We start from the raw sequence: 17,292 nt of genomic DNA, 5'->3' as shown, positions 1-17,292 counted from the left end.
TATTTCAACATGATTTCCTCTATGAAAAACGAACCCCCTAATACAATAGGGGGATTTCTAGTTTGGCCTTACGAAAACTGATATAATATATATTACGTTTTCATTCTTTACGATTGAAAACTTTTAATAATCTTGAAGGTAGGAATTTTTGATGAAATCGAAAGCAAAATTTAGTATTCGTTACAAAATTATGGCTGGTTATTTAGTTATCATTTTGTTCTTACTTATTTCTTTCATTATGCTAAACAATGAGATTTCCAGTTTACAAAAATCTCGTAATTTTATTATTGAGCATGATTTTAAAGTTCTTAATTTAACGAATCAAGTGGAGAAAGATTTACTCACAATTGAAAATAAAACGAAAGGATTTATCACTTCTAATGATGCAAATTACGTTCAATCCCTTAACGCTGCGGAAAAGGATTACGAAAAACATTATCAAGATCTTTTCTCATTATTAGAGGATAACCCATCTCAGCAAGAAAAATTAAAACAGATTAACGAAAACATTACTAGTTGGATTAATAAAGAGATTCACCCACTCATTACAAATAATAATAGTAATAATGTACAAACAATCGACACGACTCAAATTCAGTCCTTACAGTCACAGGTAACTAACTTCCGTAGCACTGAGGAGCAATTAACGAAAAAAAGAGCAGCACAATTAGATACTGAAAATAATAAATTAGAGATTTGGTTATACAGTTTATTGTTCTTACTTTCTTGTATTTCTATTATCATTTCACTCTATATTTCGAATTCCATTACAAAAACGATTAAAAATGTAATTCAAGCTATTAAATCCATTTCTTCTAAAGAAAAAATTACGGAAAGAATTCATGTAAACACACGTGATGAAATAAAAGATCTAGCTCACACAACGAACCACTTACTAGACGAAATATCGAAAAGAGAGTGGTTGCAAACCGAGCTTGCAGAATTAATTTTAATGTATCAAGGTGTATCTTCTATTGAGATGTTAGGTAACAAAATTCTTAGTGGGGTTATACAAAAAACGCAAACTTCTTGCGGTGCATTTTATGTTCGTGAAGAAATTGAAGACACTGTCTACTATGTGAAGAAAGCTTCTTTCGCTGGTCAAGGTCCTGATGTTGGAAAACAGTCTATTAAAATGGGTGAAGGTTTCATTGGACAGTCTGCTTTAGAAAAGAAAAGTTTTATTCTCAGGGATATACCTGAAGAATTCCGTTACGTTACTACTGGATTATTAGAAATACGCCCTAAAAACCTACTAGTCATCCCTATCTTATTTGAGGATGAAGTAATTGCAGTAATGGAGTTAGTAAGTGTAACTGAGATTTCAGACTTGCATCAAGATTTAATTCAACAAACTGTTGATAATTTAGGTTTGACAATCCATAGTATTATGGGACGTATGCGAATTCAAACTCTTTTACATGAATCACAAGCAATGACAGAAGAGCTGCAAGTTCAATCAGAAGAATTACAAACGCAAGCTGAAGAACTACAAATGCAAGCCGAAGAATTACGAACAATGAATGAACAACTAGAGTCTAGAACGGAAGAGGCGGAGCAAAAGACAGCTGACTTACAAATTACTAAATCAGAATTAGAAGAAAAAGCAAGTGAGTTATTACGTAGCTCAAAATACAAATCTGAATTTCTAGCAAATATGTCACATGAATTACGCACACCGTTAAATAGTATTTTACTATTATCTGAAATGTTAAAAGAAAATCATGATAATCATTTATCCGACGATGAAATTGAATTAGCAACCGTCATTCATTCATCAGGGAAAGATTTACTTACTTTAATTAATGACATACTAGATTTATCGAAAGTAGAAGCTGGGAAACTAGATGTAATTTTTGAAGCAACAAATATAAATGACATGGCAGCAAGTATGCATCAAAACTTTTTACATATAGCTGCACAAAAAAATGTCGAATTTACGATTGAAGATAGTGATACAATTCCTGATTTATTTTATACAGATGCAAAACGGATTGAACAAATTATTAAAAACTTATTATCCAATGCATTTAAATTCACGGAAACAGGATCCGTTTCTTTACATTTCGATTCAATAGAAACAACTAATTTAAGTCCTGATATGCAATCTATCAGTAATGATTGGATGAAAATTTCGGTAAAAGATACTGGTATTGGTATCGCTAAAGAACAGCATCAACTTATTTTTGAAGCCTTTCAACAGGCAGATGGCGCAACGATTCGGAAATATGGTGGTACAGGCTTAGGATTATCTATTTGTAAAGAATTTGCTAGATTGTTAGGTGGTTGGATTACGTTAGAGAGTCATGTAGGAGAAGGCAGTACTTTCACTGTATATATTCCTAACCTTCCAAATGGATTACATGATATACAGTTATCCAATTTAGAAGTTGCAGCAACGATAGAAGATGTTATTCCTGCTGAAGTTGTGGAAGAGACTATCGTGACTCCAGAAACAAATAACGTCTTCCAAGAGAAAACTATTTTAATTGTCGATGATGATCACCGAAATATATTTGCATTACAAAATGCATTAAAAAAACAACATGCCAACATTATTACTGCACAAAATGGTATAGAGTGTTTAGACATACTAAAAAACAATACAAATATTGACCTTATTTTAATGGATATTATGATGCCGAATATGGACGGTTATGAAACGATGGAACATATCCGAATGAATTTAGGGTTACATGAAATACCTATTATCGCATTAACTGCGAAAGCAATGCCAAATGATAAAGAGAAATGTTTATCTGCTGGTGCTTCAGATTATATAAGTAAACCATTAAATTTACATCAACTTTATTCGGTAATGAGTGTATGGTTAATAAAATAAGTGAGGTTTAGTTTAAGTGGAAAATAAGTATTATAATTTTGATCCATCTGTAGATATGGATAAGCGTACGAACTTAGAAATTGAATTACTATTAGAAGCGGTATTTAAACTATCTGGCTTCGATTTCCGCCAATATGCTCGTACATCTATTTATAGAAGAATTTGTAATCGAATGCAGATCTCTAATATCCCAACCATTTCAAAGTTAATTGAAAAAGTAATTCATGAGGAAGGGTTTTTAGAACAGTTATTAAATGATTTCTCCATTAATGTAACTGAAATGTTCCGTAACCCTAACTTTTTTAAAGCGCTAAGAGAGCATGTCATTCCTGAATTAAAAAAGTATCCTGAAATTAGAATTTGGCACGCTGGATGCGCAACTGGTGAAGAAGTATTATCCATGTCCATCTTACTTCACGAAGAAGGATTAAGTGAAAAAGCTGTTATTTATGCAACAGATATGAATACAAATGTGTTAGAAAAAGCAAAACAAGCTATCCTTCCGTTAAATAAAATGCAAACTTATACGAAAAATTATTTACAAGCTGGCGGTACACAAGCATTTTCTAACTATTATTCAACAGATAATCGCTTTGCTTATTTTAATCCGTCACTTTTACAAAACATTATTTTTGCGCAGCATAATTTAGTAACTGATCAATCTTTTAACGAATTTCATATTATACTTTGCCGTAACGTTTTAATTTACTTTACGAGTAAACTTCAAAACCAAGTACAACAACTATTTTATGAAAGCTTAGGTCACAATGGATTCCTATGTTTAGGAAATAAAGAAACTCTACGTTTTTCCGATATAATGCCGCATTATATCCAATTTAATCCGAACGAACAAATCTATCAAAAAATACAATAAAAGCGTATGAAATCCTCTGTTTGGATTTCATACGCTTTTTATTTCGCATTCGTTTGTATCATAATTAGACACATATCATCTGATTGCGCTTTCTTTTGTTCTTCCTTATAAAACCCTTCTATCTCTTCTTCTAAATCTCCCCATTTTCTTTCTGTAAAAGTACGTAATTTCTCTTCAGCCTCAAATTCATCATTTGCAATTGCTTCAAGAACACCATCTGTAAACAATAATATTTGAGCGTTCTTCTCAAAAGGTATAACTGTCTTTTTAACTTTTATTTCATCAAAAAATCCTACCGCACAACTCCCGCGATCTAGTTCAACTACATTTGTTTCATCAACTAAAACATATCCAGAAGGATGCCCTGCATTTACATATTCAACTATTCTATCTTCTGTATTAACAACTAAGTATATAGCCGTAAAATAATAGGGAATATTATCATTTTCATTATGTAAAAGGGTCATATATTTATTTAATTCTTTAATAACGAGTTCTGGATCAATTAAACATTTAATTGTTTCACGTAATACAGACGAAATAAACATACAAACTAATGAAGCAGATACACCATGTCCCATCACATCTAATAATATAATACCGTAGCGATTTTCATCGATTTTATACCAATAATACATATCTCCAGCTAGTTTAAATGAAGGTAAGTAACTTGCTTCAATTTTTATATGATCTTCTCTTAATGGGCTACTTAATAAGTTTCTTTGTACTTGCGTAGCTAAATCTAATTCATTCCGAAGATTTTCTTCTTGTTCTTTATGCCAATTTAATTCCGATTTCAAGCGTAACGCTACACGCATACGTGCTAATAGTTCAACTTTATTTATAGGTTTGGTAATATAATCCATTGCCCCCATATCAAGAGCTTCGGCCAATTTATTTGCATCCTCTAAAGCTGTAACAAAAATAATAGGAATATCTTTAAACTTCTCCTCTTTTTGTAATCGCCTACAAACTTCAAGTCCATCAATTTCAGGCATCATAATATCTAATAGTATTAAATCAATTTCATTATGCCTGGAAGAATCTTTTCCAAACTGTATGTATTCGAAGAGCTCTTGTGCAGAATTGAGCGATACAAGATCATGATATCCGGCTTGTTTTAAAATCTTCTCAATTACAAATATGTTAACCGGATTATCATCAACAATTAAAATGGACACAAGTTATTTCCCCTTTTCTTATTTAAAATGTAAATCTATTATCACTTTCTATTTTTCTAGTATTACATACTCAGTTACAAAATGAAAATTTCCTACTCATATATATTTTTTATACAACAAAAGAACAAACCCCTAGAAATAGGAATTTGTTCTTTCACTCTATAAATTTCTACTTTTAATTTAACACCATTGCTTTATCATTTAAAAGACGATCTAATTCTTCCATATGATTTGTTTCATCTGCAATCATATCTTCTAGCTTTACAACTAATTCTGTCATATTTAATTTCGCTGCCTGTTCTTTTCTCGTTTCATAACGCTTAATTGTTTCATATTCTGATTGTCTAGCGGATTCTAACATTTCTCTAACATCTTCTACTTGTTTCACTGGTAAAGGGATCGTAGTAGGTGTACCACCTAACGTCTTAATTTTCTCCGCTAAATATAGGGCATGTCCTTGTTCATCACTAATTTCAGATTCAAAGAAAGGTTTTAACACTTGTCTATATATACCAGAAACTGTAGCTGCATTATGGTTATACATAATAATTGCTGAGTATTCTCCTGCTAAATCTTCATTCAATCCTTCGATTAGTTCTTTCACATCGTGTGACATTTTTATATCTCCTCCTATACTTAATAACTACCCCTTTTCTCATGTTTTAAACATAATGATTTTAAATTTTTATGTATCTAAAAATGCTGCTTGCTTCAATTTACTTATCGCTTGTCTTTTAATACGAGAAACGTGCATTTGTGAAATACCTAACCGTTCCCCTGTATCTTTTTGATTTAAATTTTCTCCAAATATATAATGAATAACACTCTTTTCTGTCTCATTTAATACGTTAAAAATATCCTTTAAAACGAGACGCCTTTCTGTCTCTTCATATCCTTGCTCTACTTCACCTACAGATTCAATCCTCGCTACCGAACTGCCATCAGATGAATTTTCAACTACATCATCTAAGGAAGATACGCGATAATTATTTTTCGCATCCATAATTTCTAGCACTTCCTCTTCGGATAGTCCTAAATGATCTGCAATCTCTATAATCTTGGGTGAACGCTGCAAACGATCTGTTAGCTCCTCTATCGCAAGTTTAATCTTCCCGCCTAAATCTTTAATTCGCCTTGGAACGTGAATACCCCAAGTTTTATCACGTAAATATTTCTTTATTTCGCCTACTATTGTAGGTATTGCAAACGGCTCAAAAGCATTCCCTATCGAATAATCATACCTTCTTATTGCACCTAAGAGCCCTAACATTCCTACTTGTATAATATCTTCATGCATCGGCCCACCTTTTGAATAGCGATATGCAATGGAATATACGAGATTTTTATAGTGATTAACCAATCTTTCCTGTGCTTCATCACATTGGTTTTGTTGGAAGTCTGCAATTAGTTTAATAACGTCTTCTTTAGTAAGATTTGTAGGTTGAGATTGGATTTCCATCATTCTCCACCTGCTCTCTTTGTATATATTTTGTCATTAAAACTGTCATGCCCTCATCATGCATAATTTGTATATCATCCATTAACGTATTGATTAAATATAAACCTAAACCATTTTCTGGCAAATACTCTACTGGTTTATTAATATCATACGGACCAACTTTACTTTTTAAGCTATTAAAATCAAAGCTAACTCCATTATCCGCGGCCATAATTTCTAATCGATCTTCATATAGGCCAAAGACAATTGTAATTTCTCCAACGTCTTCTTTATATGCATGTTGTACAATGTTTGTACATGCTTCACTAATAGCAATTTTCATATCTTCTATATCGTCATAAGCAAAACCCATTCGATTCGCAACACCAGCCATTGTTAAACGAATAATAGCCACATATTCTGCTTTTGCAGGAATTTTCATTTCTATCTTTTCAAATCTCTCCATCATCCCTAGTCACCTTCTTTCTACTTTTTCAAAATCGGAATTCAAATTTAATATTTCTGTTAGCCCTGTAATATCAAATAATCTTTTTAGCCTTTTAGACACACCAGTAAACTCTAGCTTCCCATCATTTCTCTTAACTGCTTTTAATAAAGCTATAAAAACTCCTAAGCCTGTACTATCCATATAATCTACGTTATGAAAATCTACTACAATATAAACCTCTTTTTCACTTGCAATAGGCATGATCTTATTTTTCAAATCTGATGCTGTATATGCATCAATTTCACCATTAAGTTGTACCGTATAACCTACATCATTTTGCAAAATATTTATTTCCAAATTCATCATTTCCGCCCCCTTATCTCAAACTACTACTATTTAATTACCCTTAAAAATTAGTTTTAAACATATTTTTTCATTTTAATTATAAATAAATTTTCTACACCTTTCTCAGCTTAATACTAAAAAAATACTACCAAATGTTTAAACTTTATAAATTTGTGTATGTATAATGTATAAACATTATTTTTAGGGGGATCTATCTATGGAAGAGCACAACTTTAAAAAGGGAGATTTCGTTCAATTTTCTTATCGACACGATCATGCTACAAAATTAGTTGGTTCCATTATTAACATACTAACGAATACAATTGTAGTTGATATAGGTAATAACGAGGACTTATCTCATATAGAGCCACGGCAGGTCGTAAGAATAAATAGTTGTAAAAAAGTAACGATGGCTTAATACATAATAGAAAGTGTAATTTTAATGAGTGGGGATTCTTCATCCTCCACTCATTTCTATGTAGATTACATTAAAAAAGCATCCAAATTAGTTTAATTGGATGCTTTTTTATGTATATTTATCAGTTTATTCACTTTATAGTTATATATAATAAACCCAAGATTACTATTCATTACCATACTTACGCTTTCCGTAGCATTCTAGAAAAGAATGTAACGATTAAAATAAAGACGATTGCACCTAATAACGCCGGAAGAATAAAGATGCCTCCCCATTCAGGACCCCAATGACCAAATAACGCACTACCTACCCAAGATCCGATTAATCCGGCAATCACGTTACCAACTATACCTAACGGAAAGTCTTTTCCTGTAATCATTCCAGCTAACGCACCAATAAGTCCACCTACAATACACGTAATAATAAGTCCCACAATTAAACCTCCTATATTCGTTTTATATTGGATTCATCAAGCTTTAGTATGTAACCAAAGCTTGATGAACATATATTATTCTTTATTATCCAATTCATCGCTTATCTTTTGTTTCACTTTTCCGACTTTTTCTTTTATCGTTCCCTTCGTTTTTTCCCACTTCCCTTCATTTTTCAACTCTCTATCTTCTGTAACTTCACCAATTCCTTCTTTTACTTGTCCTTTTTTCTTTTCAACTTTACCTGTAATTTGTTCTTTTAGTCCGTTCTCACTCATATTTACAATCTCCTTTTCGTAATAGATTTATAGATTTACAGGATACAAATTTAAATAGAATACATGCATCTTCTTTCTTGTAACCATTCACCGACTCTTTCTAAATCTTTAACGAATAACAAGATTTTTCCTTCATCCAGCTTTTCTTCATAAAAGTTAGCTTCTTCCTCATTAAGTCCTAACTCTTGCATCTTATTTCTTAGCTGATCTCCCGTTTTATGAAAGACATTAATAATACTTGTCCCAAGTCCCTCCTCTTTTATTCCAATCGTGTTCACGTCTGCATTATCTGCGATTCTATCTGTCCTCTCTTTCTCATGTGTTAACACGTAAATATCTTTTTGGTCTATTCCTTTCTTCACTAGATCATTCGCCGCATTCATGACCTCTTTCTCCGTAATAAATTCATATACAAAAGGTTTACTATACTTCGTTTCCATCTTTAACTTCCTCCTTTAAAATGAATTATTTGTTATATTATATGTAGTACACCTATTTTCGAAATGTTAAACATAAAATATGAAAAAAGTTATGTGAATTTTAATTTTAATAGAAAATGAACAACATCATTTACCACTTTAAAACATCTTCTTCTTACAATAACCACCTAAAATAAAAGAAAATTGTTATAATTAAACTTAAGGAGGGATACTATGAAAAAAACCATATCTATATGCGCTCTAACCGCTCTATCTTTCACTTTAATAGGTTGTACAAGCACCTCGGCTACAGATAAAGCTTCACAAGTTAAGCAAGAACGCACTCAACATACCTTTCAATTAAACTCCGCAAATATTTCAGATATTGAAATACTAAAAACAACAAATCATACTACTTCCAAATCTCAAACAGATAACGAAGAAATGATAAAATCTATCGTTTCAGCAGTTCAAAATGGAACACCTAAAACAATCACTTTAGATCAAAAAAAGAGAGAATCTGCACATTCTACTATTACCGTTACATATAAAGATGACTCAAAAGAAGAATTTCTTGTGTGGGTTGATAATAAGGAACAAATTACAATCACTAAAGATGAGAAGAAAGATAAGGTAGAAGGTGTGATAATGAATATTAAAGATGCTAAAATGATGAAGGATTTCTTTTAATAATGTAAAAAGGATCTCCTTTAAGGGGATTCTTTCTCTCTTCATACAGCCTATCGAGTTCTGCTCCTTATCATCCAAAGCAGAAATATTAATGATATATTATGAAGACGTTTATTTACGCTTTAGTTATATACCTATTGTTCCTATTGCAGAAAAGTACAACAAGCTGGACAACCTAGATTTCAAACTGTAAGATTAGATGTTGGTGAAATCGGGCAGCAAAGCATATATAGAAAATAGGTGTTAATTTTGAAAATCAATAAAAAATTCGAACCATTAATTTTTAATATCTTTATGATTTTAGGTATATCTAGTATTATCTCTTTCGTCATGGTTTCAATGAATGTTGGATATACAGCTTTATTTCTCAAATCATGGATGAAAACATGGGGAATTGCTTTCGTACTTGCATTTTTAGCTTCTAAATTACTACCCTTTGTAGTGAAAAGGATAATGAAAATATTCACTTTTGTTGAGAATGATGCTTAAAAATAAAGTGATGTACTGCGTAGGTTCATTCCAATTAAAAGCGTTTATTATCACAAAAACTTAACTTAGTAAAATGTTTCAAATCGAAGGAAGACACCTTAAAGGTTGTCTTTTCTTTATAAGTAAAAAAAGCCCGCCTATTTCCGTAGGCAGACTTTATCTTTATTACACAATACGAAAGTATACTCTCTTTTTCACTGAAATTTCATGTAATTATACATATTCATGAAAATAGAAGAAGTAAAATATACATTGTGGGCATGTTCCATACCCATCAGGCTCAGATTTTAACATGTGCAAAAATAAAAATCCCCTAAATAGCTATATAGAGATGAAGTTGTTATTACAACATATTTTCCACTTTCAACTTAGTTATCATTAGAATGCTTTTCTACAAAATCAAGGATCCTAGCATTAACTGCGTTAGAGAACTCACCATTGATTGCGTGAGATGCATTTTCTCTTAGACCTTCTAAATTAGGTACCCACATTGGAGTAGATGCACCACGTCCAGGGAGTAAGAGTATTGGTTCCTTATGTTTGTTTTCCTCTTTAGTAAAATAATAAGCACAAATTGTGCCATATTTCTTTTCTATATCTTTCGTATCGTTAGGTTTTGGAAGAAGTGCCATTGATTCATCGTAGGCACTTTGAAAATCTTCCTTTCCTTTTTCAAATGTAAAGTGACCAATCTTATTATCATCCCTCTTCATTTACTTACTCTATTGCTTCAATTTGGGATCCTAATTGATGTATATCTTAAATCATTCGAATCTTACCTTTATATATAAAATAAGCTTCCCATTAAGCCTCCATGTGCTATGTTGTTTACAGTATTTTTATCTTTTGAAATACCTCGTATTAATGTTCCAGAATACTCATTATTAAAAATATAAGTTGCATAATTGATTTCAGTATCTAAATATGACACCTTATCATCTTCAACATACGGCATTAAAATTTTTGGGGATTCTACCCTTTCTTGAACAAGGTATTTTCTATTTGATTGAAAAATATTTGCTAGCTGTAATTCCCATGCATTTTGATTCATTCCTTTTCCTATAACAACACCATCTCCCCCATATCCTCTTAGGGGTTTAAGGACAAAGGTATCTTTTTTATTTATAAGCAAATTATGCAGTAAATAATCTTCACCTTCATAATTAACTAATTTATCTTTTTCAAGAAATCTAGACCAAGGAATACATCTATTTATAACTTGTTTTTCTTCCTCATTAAACATATATTGATATTCTAAATCGGATAAATAAGCAAAATTACCCTTATTGCTATATAAATCCGTATGAATACCATTGGTGATTATTAGATTATCTAAACGACATAATTCTAAAATTCTCTTAATCTCCCCTTTATCGCCTTTGATATCATCTAATAAAAAAAGTCGAAATAAAATATCAATTTTCTCGCCTTGAGTAAATAAATTTCCTTCTCTAATTTCTATATTTTCTTGGTGACATATCACGGCTTTTAACCCTTCAGCTATAAATAATTGCTTCATTTCCTCATGAGCATATATATATTGCATCATGTCAGGGTACCAATCCATTATCCCAATTGTCACTTGTTTTTTATTTAGTTTATTTTTATTTATTATATCTTTAAATACTTTTACTATTTCTTTGTTTGGATCTTTAAATTTCCAATTATCAGAATCAAAAAAACCCTCTTTTAATATCATGTTGTTCAAATTGCCAATTTCAGTACCACCAACACTACTTTCAACATTAAACTCTATAATTTTATAGCCACTGTTTTCTAAAATCATATCACTTCTTGCTAACATACCATCATTATTATGAAGTGTTGTTTCTATCAACTCTCTTTCTTCTACGCTGTACCCTAATTTATCAAATAATTGAGCGTTGTCTTCCTTGGACAAACGTTGATTAAGCGATACAATTAAATCCAAAATTGTTTTACAATCTACATTTATCTTTTCTAATTCCTCTTTCTTTTGGACAATTGGAACTGAAAAAATAGGTGTTTGTGTATTAAAATAAAAAAGTCTTTTTTCTATAATCTCTGAAAAAATTTTATTATGATATTTTATAGCATTTTCTTCGTTTTCCTTGAAATATGAAGTTAAATCTTCAGCTATTTTTATCATTTTAGTACCAACCTACCTTTTGCTAAGTTAATACTATATTCAATGATTTCCTTGCATATTTCTCTACCCTCTTCAACAGATAAAGGATACCATCCTGGACAATTGTTTACTTCAAACACATAAAATTGATTATTGTACTCAATAATATCTACTCCAGATAAGGATAGACCAATAGCATTAGAAGCTTTTAAAGCTATTTCTTTTAATAATGTATAATCTTTTACAACTTCAATATTTGCTCCCATTGCCACATTTGCTTTCCATGTTTTTTCATTAGGAATTCTTCTAAATGCATAAAATACTTCATTCCCCATTGTAGTAACTCGTATATCCCCATCAGGATGAGGAATATATTGTTGTACTAAAAGGTTTTTGTACTTTGATAATAAATTTTCTACAATAGGTAAATAACTCTCAAAATCTTCATTAATTCTTTCTACATCAGTCCCACCATAACCAAATGACGGCTTTATAACTATATTTTTATATGTCAGCCATAAATTTTTTATCTCTTCTACTGAATGAACTAGAAAAGTATCTGGAACATTCACACCACATTTAGTTAATAGTTTTTGGGTAATCATTTTACTTTCCGACATATAGTAATTATCGAAATTCTCATTTATACAATCTGTATACTCCTGAATGCTTTTCAATAATTCTAAATCCTGTTGATAGTATTCTGGCCTAATTTGCGCTCTTGATATAATAGTGTCAAATTCTTTTAAATCTACATTAAACACTGTTAATTTAAAATCATTATTTATTACAGTCATTTTGACATCCTGTAGACTAAATAATAAACTATCATAACCCAATTCCTTTGCTATTTCATCTAGTTGTTTTGATTCGTATTCTTCATGATCCCAACCCATAATTCCAATTTTCATTTGTTATCCCTCCTAATATTATTTTTTTAGCATTCCTATAATCTAAACTATTTTAATAAAATTGATGTGTTACCTCTGTAAAAGAATAAATCAATACAGACGAAGTAATTACTAATGATATAACCATTATTTTCAACAAAAAAATATTTTCACAATAATAACTTTCTATCAAACACTTACCTTTGATTATAATCTCTGAATAAAATCCTACTTGTTAAGGCTTTCGAATAGATGAAGTGCCTTATCTTCTATTTTTTTTGCATTTATATCCCCTTTACCCACAACCATATATTCAATAGTTTCAGTTCTTGCAAAATCCTCAGTTAAAATAATTACGCCCTCTTGATACTCCTTCGTTACCAATAAATTATCCTGCTGTAATAAATCCAATAATTTTGCAAGGCTTTTCCCAGCTTTAATTTTATTTCTGGTAAGGATTTTGTAATCTTTAGCGTAATTTTCCCCGTATAATTTTTGAGCTAAATAATGAATATGACTGCATCCACCATTTCTACCATTAATTTCACTAATCATTAGCTTCCCATCATCTGTTAATAATCCATCAATATTAATATTACCTTCATATCCACGTTCACGAGCAACATTTGCCAATGCAGTAGAACTTGAAATAAATTCTGCTAATGTATATGGGTCCATGTTTGAAGTAGGAATTTCAAAACCATTCCATACTGGTTCCATTCTCATATCTCCAAAATTTAACAACAAAGGTCGTAAATTTTGTCTTGAAACGGCAAGTTCTGAATAGTAAACTCCCACCGTTTCATAATATACTTCTATTACTAATGCTGTGTTGCGAAATCCTATTAGTTTGCTCCATAAATAAGAAACGGTCTCTTCTATAGGTATATTTGGATCGTAATAAATTGTTTCAAAGGCACCTTTAGATTCCTTTTTATCAATGTTTTTCGTTAAAACTATATTTCCATCTCCCCCTGCATTTACATCTTGCTTTACAATTACAGAACCTGTTTTTGTTATTAGGGCTAGAATGGCCTTTTGAAGCTCATTTTTAGAATAACAATTCATCCCTTCTGCTACAGGAATATTGTGGGAAGCTGCAATTCTTCTAAACTCTACTTTACTATTTAGTACTTCAGACCCACCTTGTAATAGAAATTCAACTGTATGTGGATAAACGTTTGTATTCATATGTTGTGCAAATTGTGCAACTGCACGGTCAAAATAATATGGTAAAATCCCTATGGAATCATTACTTCCTGCTAATCCCCTTACTTTTTCATATAATCTCTCATCTGTTAATATATCAAATGTTAGTAATTTTGTTTTCTCCTCCTCAGAATCAGGTGGAGATAATATACTAATCTTGTCCGGATTAATCCTTAGAAGTTTACACATATATTCTTGAAATTCTCTTGAAATAGAATAAGGAAGTAAAAGAATATCACCCTCTTCCACAAACCAACTTAATCTATTTGCGACTATAGACGCACTTGCTAACATGTATGGAGTGTGATTTTTTGTTTCACCCACTAAGGATTCTCCATCTACGTTACCAATAATAATTTTCCGACTAGCTTTTTTTTGATGTTCTAGATTATTATCTTTTTTCATTAATATTTCCACTTATTAAACCCCCGTTTCTTTTTCCATGTTTAAGGAAATGACATTTTGTTTCGTATTTAGCCTACTAATTAACCAACAAGTAAAACATGTAATGCCACAATAAATAATCCATGGATAAATAGAATTCATTTCCATAAGCCACATTCCAATATAATTTCCGATTAGGGTTCCTCCTGCAAAAGAAATTTCAAACAATCCAAAATACCCTCCAGTATTGTTTCCTTGACTATAGTCTGCAACTGCCATATCTGAACTTGGTAAGATTAATGTTTCTCCCAATGTAAATACAACTATAATTAATACTAGCCACACTAAGGATTGAGTTAGTGGGATTAATATAAAACTAGCAGCACAAATTAACATCCCTATTTTTATTAAGTTTAGTGCTTCATGTTTTTCAAAATATTTTCGTAAGAAAAACATGAATATTAGACCCGTTATTCCATTTGCAATAAATATAAAACTAATATACTTTTCACTTTGGGTAATATTAAACACATGTATCGGGATCGATATTGTTAATTGTGCAAACATCGCCCAAAATAACATCATTGCAGAAATATATTTTAAATATGCTTTATTACCTATAATTTCTTTTATACTTTTTAATACATTAGTAGTTGTAGTCTGTGTTATGAAATGTTTATTAAACATAAATAATGTAACAAAAATACAAACTAATACTAAACCACTAATTATAAATGGTGTAGTAGCATCTATTCCGAGTAATAGGGCAGCAAATAACGGACCTAAAACAGCACCTGCATTTAATGCTTGATTTAAATAGGTAAAAATTCTTTTTCTATTTTTTGAATCTTGTGTAGCAAAAATTGATGTAACAGAAGGATCATAAAAAGCCCCTCCTATCCCAGTTAATGCAGATGCAAATACAAGCCCCCAAAAATCTGTAAATAGTCCATAGCCAATAAACCCAAATGCTCTAATCGCTATGCCAATAAACAAGGTGAGTCGATGACTAATTCTATCCCCTAATAGACCTGTTACAATAGGAAGTGCTCTACCACAAATCAGATTCGCTGAAATAATAGTACCAACTTCTATTGGCGTGAATTTAAGATTAATTGATAGATAAACTACTAAAAAAGGACTCACCATGAAAGTACCAGCATTCATTAGGAATGCTGATACAATCAAAATTTTTATATGGAGAGGAAGTTTTTCTTTATGTTCCCTCATTTGACCAATTCTTTCTGTGCTAAATTCTTTAGGAATTTTTCCTTATCAATAATAAAACGAGTATGATATCCCTCTACTACCTTATCGTGAAAATCATAACCTACAACTTTAAAAATCAGCTTTTTTCCACTTACTTCTACAAGCTCACTTTCAATATTTATAGTATGCCCCATTGGAGTAGCAGCTAAATGTTTCATCTCATGCGCATATCCTACTGTCATTTGGTTTGTGCTTAATTCGCTTTGTTCAATTGTTTTCATGCAGCTTAATTCAGTCAGCCATAATAATACTGGCGTCGCTAATACCGGTACATCATTCCTCCAATTGGTAGCAAGTTCATTTTCTGATATCTCATGGGTAAACTTACTTTTTAAACCCGCAATTAATTCCATACAACTGCCTCCCGATTTTGATATATTTTTTGCATTTGATTAAACATATTAACTCTTTGAATATCACTAGTTCCCCCTGCTATTCTAGTTCCTGCAGAATCTTGGAATAGTTTAGATATTTGACCTACCATATACCCACTATGACCATGTATTTGCATTACATGTTGTGCTGTCTGGAAAAGAGACTCAGTTCCAATATATTTAGCCATTGAACACATTAAAGACGCCTCGTCATCATTTTTTATTAATTTTTCTAAAGCAGAATAAGTAATTAATTTTGTAGTTTCTATGTTCATTTTTATATCTGTTAGCTTCTGTTGTATATATTGATGATTTGCAATTGGAGTTTTAAACGCTACCCTATCGTTAGAATATTCCAAACTTTTAAACATCAATCCTTCCATAAATGCAGCAGCAACCAGTCCATATAAAAGTCGATCCAAAGAAATCATATTATATAAAGTTTGTAAGCCATCCCCTGGGTGACCTAATATAGATTTATTCGTGATACTCACGTTATTTAAATAAATATCACCTGTTGGACTTGTCCGATTTCCGAACATATCTTCTTTTTCACCAAAACTTAACCCTTCCAGGTCTTTTTCTAGGATAAATAAAGTAATATCTTGTTTCCCCAATTCTGGAATTCTTCCAACTAGAACAACAATATCCGCGATTGGTGCATTTGTTATATGCGATTTTTTACCATTAAGAATAATTTGGTTTGCATCATATTCACCAGCTGTACGGATTCGTGCTACATCGGATCCACCTGTTGATTCTGTAATAGCAGTTGCACCAATCTTACCGTTCATCAACTCATTTAAATAATAATGTTTTTGTTCTTCTGTTCCATGTAAAAGAAGAACTCGTAAGCAACCAATATGAGCAATTATAGATAATAAAAACCCTAAATCTGTAGAGCGTGATGCTAACCCTTCAAGGGCTGCCGAAAATTCCCACCAAGACATTCCTAATCCTCCATACTCTTCTGGTACGGGAATTTTCCAGATTCCTTCTTTAGTAATTTGATTCCATGTTTCAAAATCAAACGATCTGTTCTGATAACATTCTGCTGCGTTTTCATTTAATGTTGTACTAAACTGGGTATATTTTGTCTTCATTGCTTGCTGAACACTATTCCAATTAAATTCCATTAAAATTCCTCTTCTCTATTTATAATTTATTATTTTAAAATACAGAATATTAATTCCGTATCATACTATA

General features: G+C 31.2%; 19 protein-coding genes and 1 pseudogene. 5 read left to right on the top strand and 15 right to left on the bottom strand.

Features of this window, described 5'->3' with window-relative positions; all coding sequences use genetic code 11:
- The first annotated feature begins 151 nt into the window (after positions 1 to 151).
- Entirely contained in the window at positions 152 to 2,842 is a 2,691-nt protein-coding gene (locus AXW78_RS04985) for an ATP-binding protein (protein WP_061883858.1), read from the top strand.
- A 16-nt stretch (positions 2,843 to 2,858) separates the two neighbouring features.
- Positions 2,859 to 3,716: a CheR family methyltransferase gene (locus tag AXW78_RS04980; RefSeq protein ID WP_000429029.1), complete on the top strand. Its 858-nt coding sequence runs from the start codon at positions 2,859 to 2,861 to the stop codon at positions 3,714 to 3,716.
- Between the two features lie 38 nt (positions 3,717 to 3,754).
- Here AXW78_RS04980 and AXW78_RS04975 read toward each other — a convergent pair whose 3' ends face one another.
- The 5 genes from AXW78_RS04975 to rsbV all read right to left on the bottom strand — a co-directional run bounded on the left by AXW78_RS04975 (position 3,755) and on the right by rsbV (position 7,149).
- Positions 3,755 to 4,897, bottom strand: coding sequence for a fused response regulator/phosphatase (locus AXW78_RS04975; protein ID WP_061883857.1), 1,143 nt, complete (start codon positions 4,895 to 4,897; stop codon positions 3,755 to 3,757).
- 175 nt (positions 4,898 to 5,072) lie between these two features.
- Complete coding sequence (locus AXW78_RS04970; protein WP_000017755.1) at positions 5,073 to 5,513, bottom strand: ferritin-like domain-containing protein; 441 nt, start codon at positions 5,511 to 5,513, stop codon at positions 5,073 to 5,075.
- Between the two features lie 69 nt (positions 5,514 to 5,582).
- Complete coding sequence (sigB, locus tag AXW78_RS04965) at positions 5,583 to 6,359, bottom strand: RNA polymerase sigma factor SigB (protein ID WP_016117354.1); 777 nt, start codon at positions 6,357 to 6,359, stop codon at positions 5,583 to 5,585.
- Positions 6,322 to 6,804 (bottom strand): anti-sigma B factor RsbW, encoded by a 483-nt coding sequence (gene rsbW, locus AXW78_RS04960; RefSeq protein ID WP_002163876.1) that lies wholly within the window; start codon positions 6,802 to 6,804, stop codon positions 6,322 to 6,324. The genes sigB and rsbW overlap by 38 nt, the downstream gene beginning before the upstream one ends.
- A 6-nt stretch (positions 6,805 to 6,810) precedes the next feature.
- Positions 6,811 to 7,149 carry an anti sigma b factor antagonist RsbV gene (rsbV, locus tag AXW78_RS04955; RefSeq protein WP_061883856.1) on the bottom strand — a complete coding sequence of 113 codons (339 nt, stop codon included), beginning with the start codon at positions 7,147 to 7,149 and terminating at the stop codon, positions 6,811 to 6,813.
- Between the two features lie 196 nt (positions 7,150 to 7,345).
- On the opposite strand from rsbV, the gene AXW78_RS04950 reads away from it, so the two are divergent.
- Positions 7,346 to 7,546, top strand: coding sequence for a hypothetical protein (locus AXW78_RS04950; protein WP_000390997.1), 201 nt, complete (start codon positions 7,346 to 7,348; stop codon positions 7,544 to 7,546).
- A 181-nt stretch (positions 7,547 to 7,727) separates the two neighbouring features.
- Here AXW78_RS04950 and AXW78_RS04945 read toward each other — a convergent pair whose 3' ends face one another.
- The 3 genes from AXW78_RS04945 to AXW78_RS04935 all read right to left on the bottom strand — a co-directional run bounded on the left by AXW78_RS04945 (position 7,728) and on the right by AXW78_RS04935 (position 8,695).
- The gene (locus AXW78_RS04945) at positions 7,728 to 7,979 is read right to left on the bottom strand and encodes a GlsB/YeaQ/YmgE family stress response membrane protein (protein WP_000522902.1); all 252 of its coding nucleotides are present in this window, start codon (positions 7,977 to 7,979) and stop codon (positions 7,728 to 7,730) included.
- Between the two features lie 75 nt (positions 7,980 to 8,054).
- Positions 8,055 to 8,255: a CsbD family protein gene (locus AXW78_RS04940; RefSeq protein ID WP_001293464.1), complete on the bottom strand. Its 201-nt coding sequence runs from the start codon at positions 8,253 to 8,255 to the stop codon at positions 8,055 to 8,057.
- Positions 8,256 to 8,305: 50 nt separating this feature from the next.
- Complete coding sequence (locus tag AXW78_RS04935) at positions 8,306 to 8,695, bottom strand: YflT domain-containing protein (protein WP_000448805.1); 390 nt, start codon at positions 8,693 to 8,695, stop codon at positions 8,306 to 8,308.
- A 213-nt stretch (positions 8,696 to 8,908) separates the two neighbouring features.
- Here AXW78_RS04935 and AXW78_RS04930 point away from each other — a divergent pair, with 213 nt between their 5' ends.
- Together AXW78_RS04930 and AXW78_RS04925 are read left to right on the top strand one after the other, a co-directional pair.
- Positions 8,909 to 9,364, top strand: a complete 456-nt coding sequence (locus AXW78_RS04930; RefSeq protein WP_000751338.1) for a hypothetical protein — start codon at positions 8,909 to 8,911, stop codon at positions 9,362 to 9,364.
- 249 nt (positions 9,365 to 9,613) lie between these two features.
- On the top strand, positions 9,614 to 9,853 hold the full coding sequence (locus AXW78_RS04925) for a DUF2798 domain-containing protein (RefSeq protein ID WP_000700225.1): 240 nt from the start codon (positions 9,614 to 9,616) through the stop codon (positions 9,851 to 9,853).
- Between the two features lie 458 nt (positions 9,854 to 10,311).
- Here the strand turns inward: AXW78_RS04925 and AXW78_RS04920 are convergent.
- The 7 genes and pseudogenes from AXW78_RS04920 to AXW78_RS04890 form a co-directional block, all read right to left on the bottom strand.
- Positions 10,312 to 10,566, bottom strand: a pseudogene (locus AXW78_RS04920) (carboxylesterase); the annotation flags it as partial.
- 68 nt (positions 10,567 to 10,634) lie between these two features.
- Positions 10,635 to 11,981: a hypothetical protein gene (locus AXW78_RS04915; protein ID WP_000589954.1), complete on the bottom strand. Its 1,347-nt coding sequence runs from the start codon at positions 11,979 to 11,981 to the stop codon at positions 10,635 to 10,637.
- Positions 11,978 to 12,871 (bottom strand): ATP-grasp domain-containing protein, encoded by an 894-nt coding sequence (locus tag AXW78_RS04910; protein WP_000689988.1) that lies wholly within the window; start codon positions 12,869 to 12,871, stop codon positions 11,978 to 11,980. The genes AXW78_RS04915 and AXW78_RS04910 overlap by 4 nt, the downstream gene beginning before the upstream one ends.
- A gap of 207 nt (positions 12,872 to 13,078) precedes the next feature.
- Complete coding sequence (locus AXW78_RS04905; protein WP_000404416.1) at positions 13,079 to 14,476, bottom strand: preATP grasp domain-containing protein; 1,398 nt, start codon at positions 14,474 to 14,476, stop codon at positions 13,079 to 13,081.
- A gap of 3 nt (positions 14,477 to 14,479) precedes the next feature.
- The gene (locus tag AXW78_RS04900; protein WP_001206702.1) at positions 14,480 to 15,673 is read right to left on the bottom strand and encodes an MDR family MFS transporter; all 1,194 of its coding nucleotides are present in this window, start codon (positions 15,671 to 15,673) and stop codon (positions 14,480 to 14,482) included.
- Complete coding sequence (locus AXW78_RS04895) at positions 15,670 to 16,065, bottom strand: thioesterase family protein (RefSeq protein WP_000419007.1); 396 nt, start codon at positions 16,063 to 16,065, stop codon at positions 15,670 to 15,672. Before AXW78_RS04895 ends, AXW78_RS04900 begins: the two co-directional genes overlap by 4 nt.
- Entirely contained in the window at positions 16,056 to 17,222 is a 1,167-nt protein-coding gene (locus tag AXW78_RS04890) for an acyl-CoA dehydrogenase family protein (RefSeq protein ID WP_000395615.1), read from the bottom strand. Before AXW78_RS04890 ends, AXW78_RS04895 begins: the two co-directional genes overlap by 10 nt.
- Positions 17,223 to 17,292: the final 70 nt, after the last annotated feature.

The sequence above is a fragment of the Bacillus thuringiensis genome (assembly GCF_001595725.1).
GTDB lineage: Bacteria > Bacillota > Bacilli > Bacillales > Bacillaceae_G > Bacillus_A > Bacillus_A thuringiensis_K.
The sequence above is the reverse complement of the archived record's forward strand: the minus strand, read 5'-3'. Positions and strand labels throughout refer to the sequence as shown.

Excerpts from the sequence above, each read along its gene's own strand:
- AXW78_RS04985 (WP_061883858.1), top strand. The coding sequence starts at position 152 with ATGAAATCGAAAGCAAAATTTAGTATTCGTTACAAAATTATGGCTGGT.
- AXW78_RS04970 (WP_000017755.1), bottom strand. The coding sequence starts at position 5,513 with ATGTCACACGATGTGAAAGAACTAATCGAAGGATTGAATGAAGATTTA.
- sigB (WP_016117354.1), bottom strand. The coding sequence starts at position 6,359 with ATGATGGAAATCCAATCTCAACCTACAAATCTTACTAAAGAAGACGTT.
- rsbW (WP_002163876.1), bottom strand. The coding sequence starts at position 6,804 with ATGATGGAGAGATTTGAAAAGATAGAAATGAAAATTCCTGCAAAAGCA.
- rsbV (WP_061883856.1), bottom strand. The coding sequence starts at position 7,149 with ATGATGAATTTGGAAATAAATATTTTGCAAAATGATGTAGGTTATACG.
- AXW78_RS04950 (WP_000390997.1), top strand. The coding sequence starts at position 7,346 with ATGGAAGAGCACAACTTTAAAAAGGGAGATTTCGTTCAATTTTCTTAT.
- AXW78_RS04940 (WP_001293464.1), bottom strand. The coding sequence starts at position 8,255 with ATGAGTGAGAACGGACTAAAAGAACAAATTACAGGTAAAGTTGAAAAG.
- AXW78_RS04935 (WP_000448805.1), bottom strand. The coding sequence starts at position 8,695 with ATGGAAACGAAGTATAGTAAACCTTTTGTATATGAATTTATTACGGAG.
- AXW78_RS04930 (WP_000751338.1), top strand. The coding sequence starts at position 8,909 with ATGAAAAAAACCATATCTATATGCGCTCTAACCGCTCTATCTTTCACT.
- AXW78_RS04915 (WP_000589954.1), bottom strand. The coding sequence starts at position 11,981 with ATGATAAAAATAGCTGAAGATTTAACTTCATATTTCAAGGAAAACGAA.
- AXW78_RS04910 (WP_000689988.1), bottom strand. The coding sequence starts at position 12,871 with ATGAAAATTGGAATTATGGGTTGGGATCATGAAGAATACGAATCAAAA.
- AXW78_RS04900 (WP_001206702.1), bottom strand. The coding sequence starts at position 15,673 with ATGAGGGAACATAAAGAAAAACTTCCTCTCCATATAAAAATTTTGATT.
- AXW78_RS04895 (WP_000419007.1), bottom strand. The coding sequence starts at position 16,065 with ATGGAATTAATTGCGGGTTTAAAAAGTAAGTTTACCCATGAGATATCA.
- AXW78_RS04890 (WP_000395615.1), bottom strand. The coding sequence starts at position 17,222 with ATGGAATTTAATTGGAATAGTGTTCAGCAAGCAATGAAGACAAAATAT.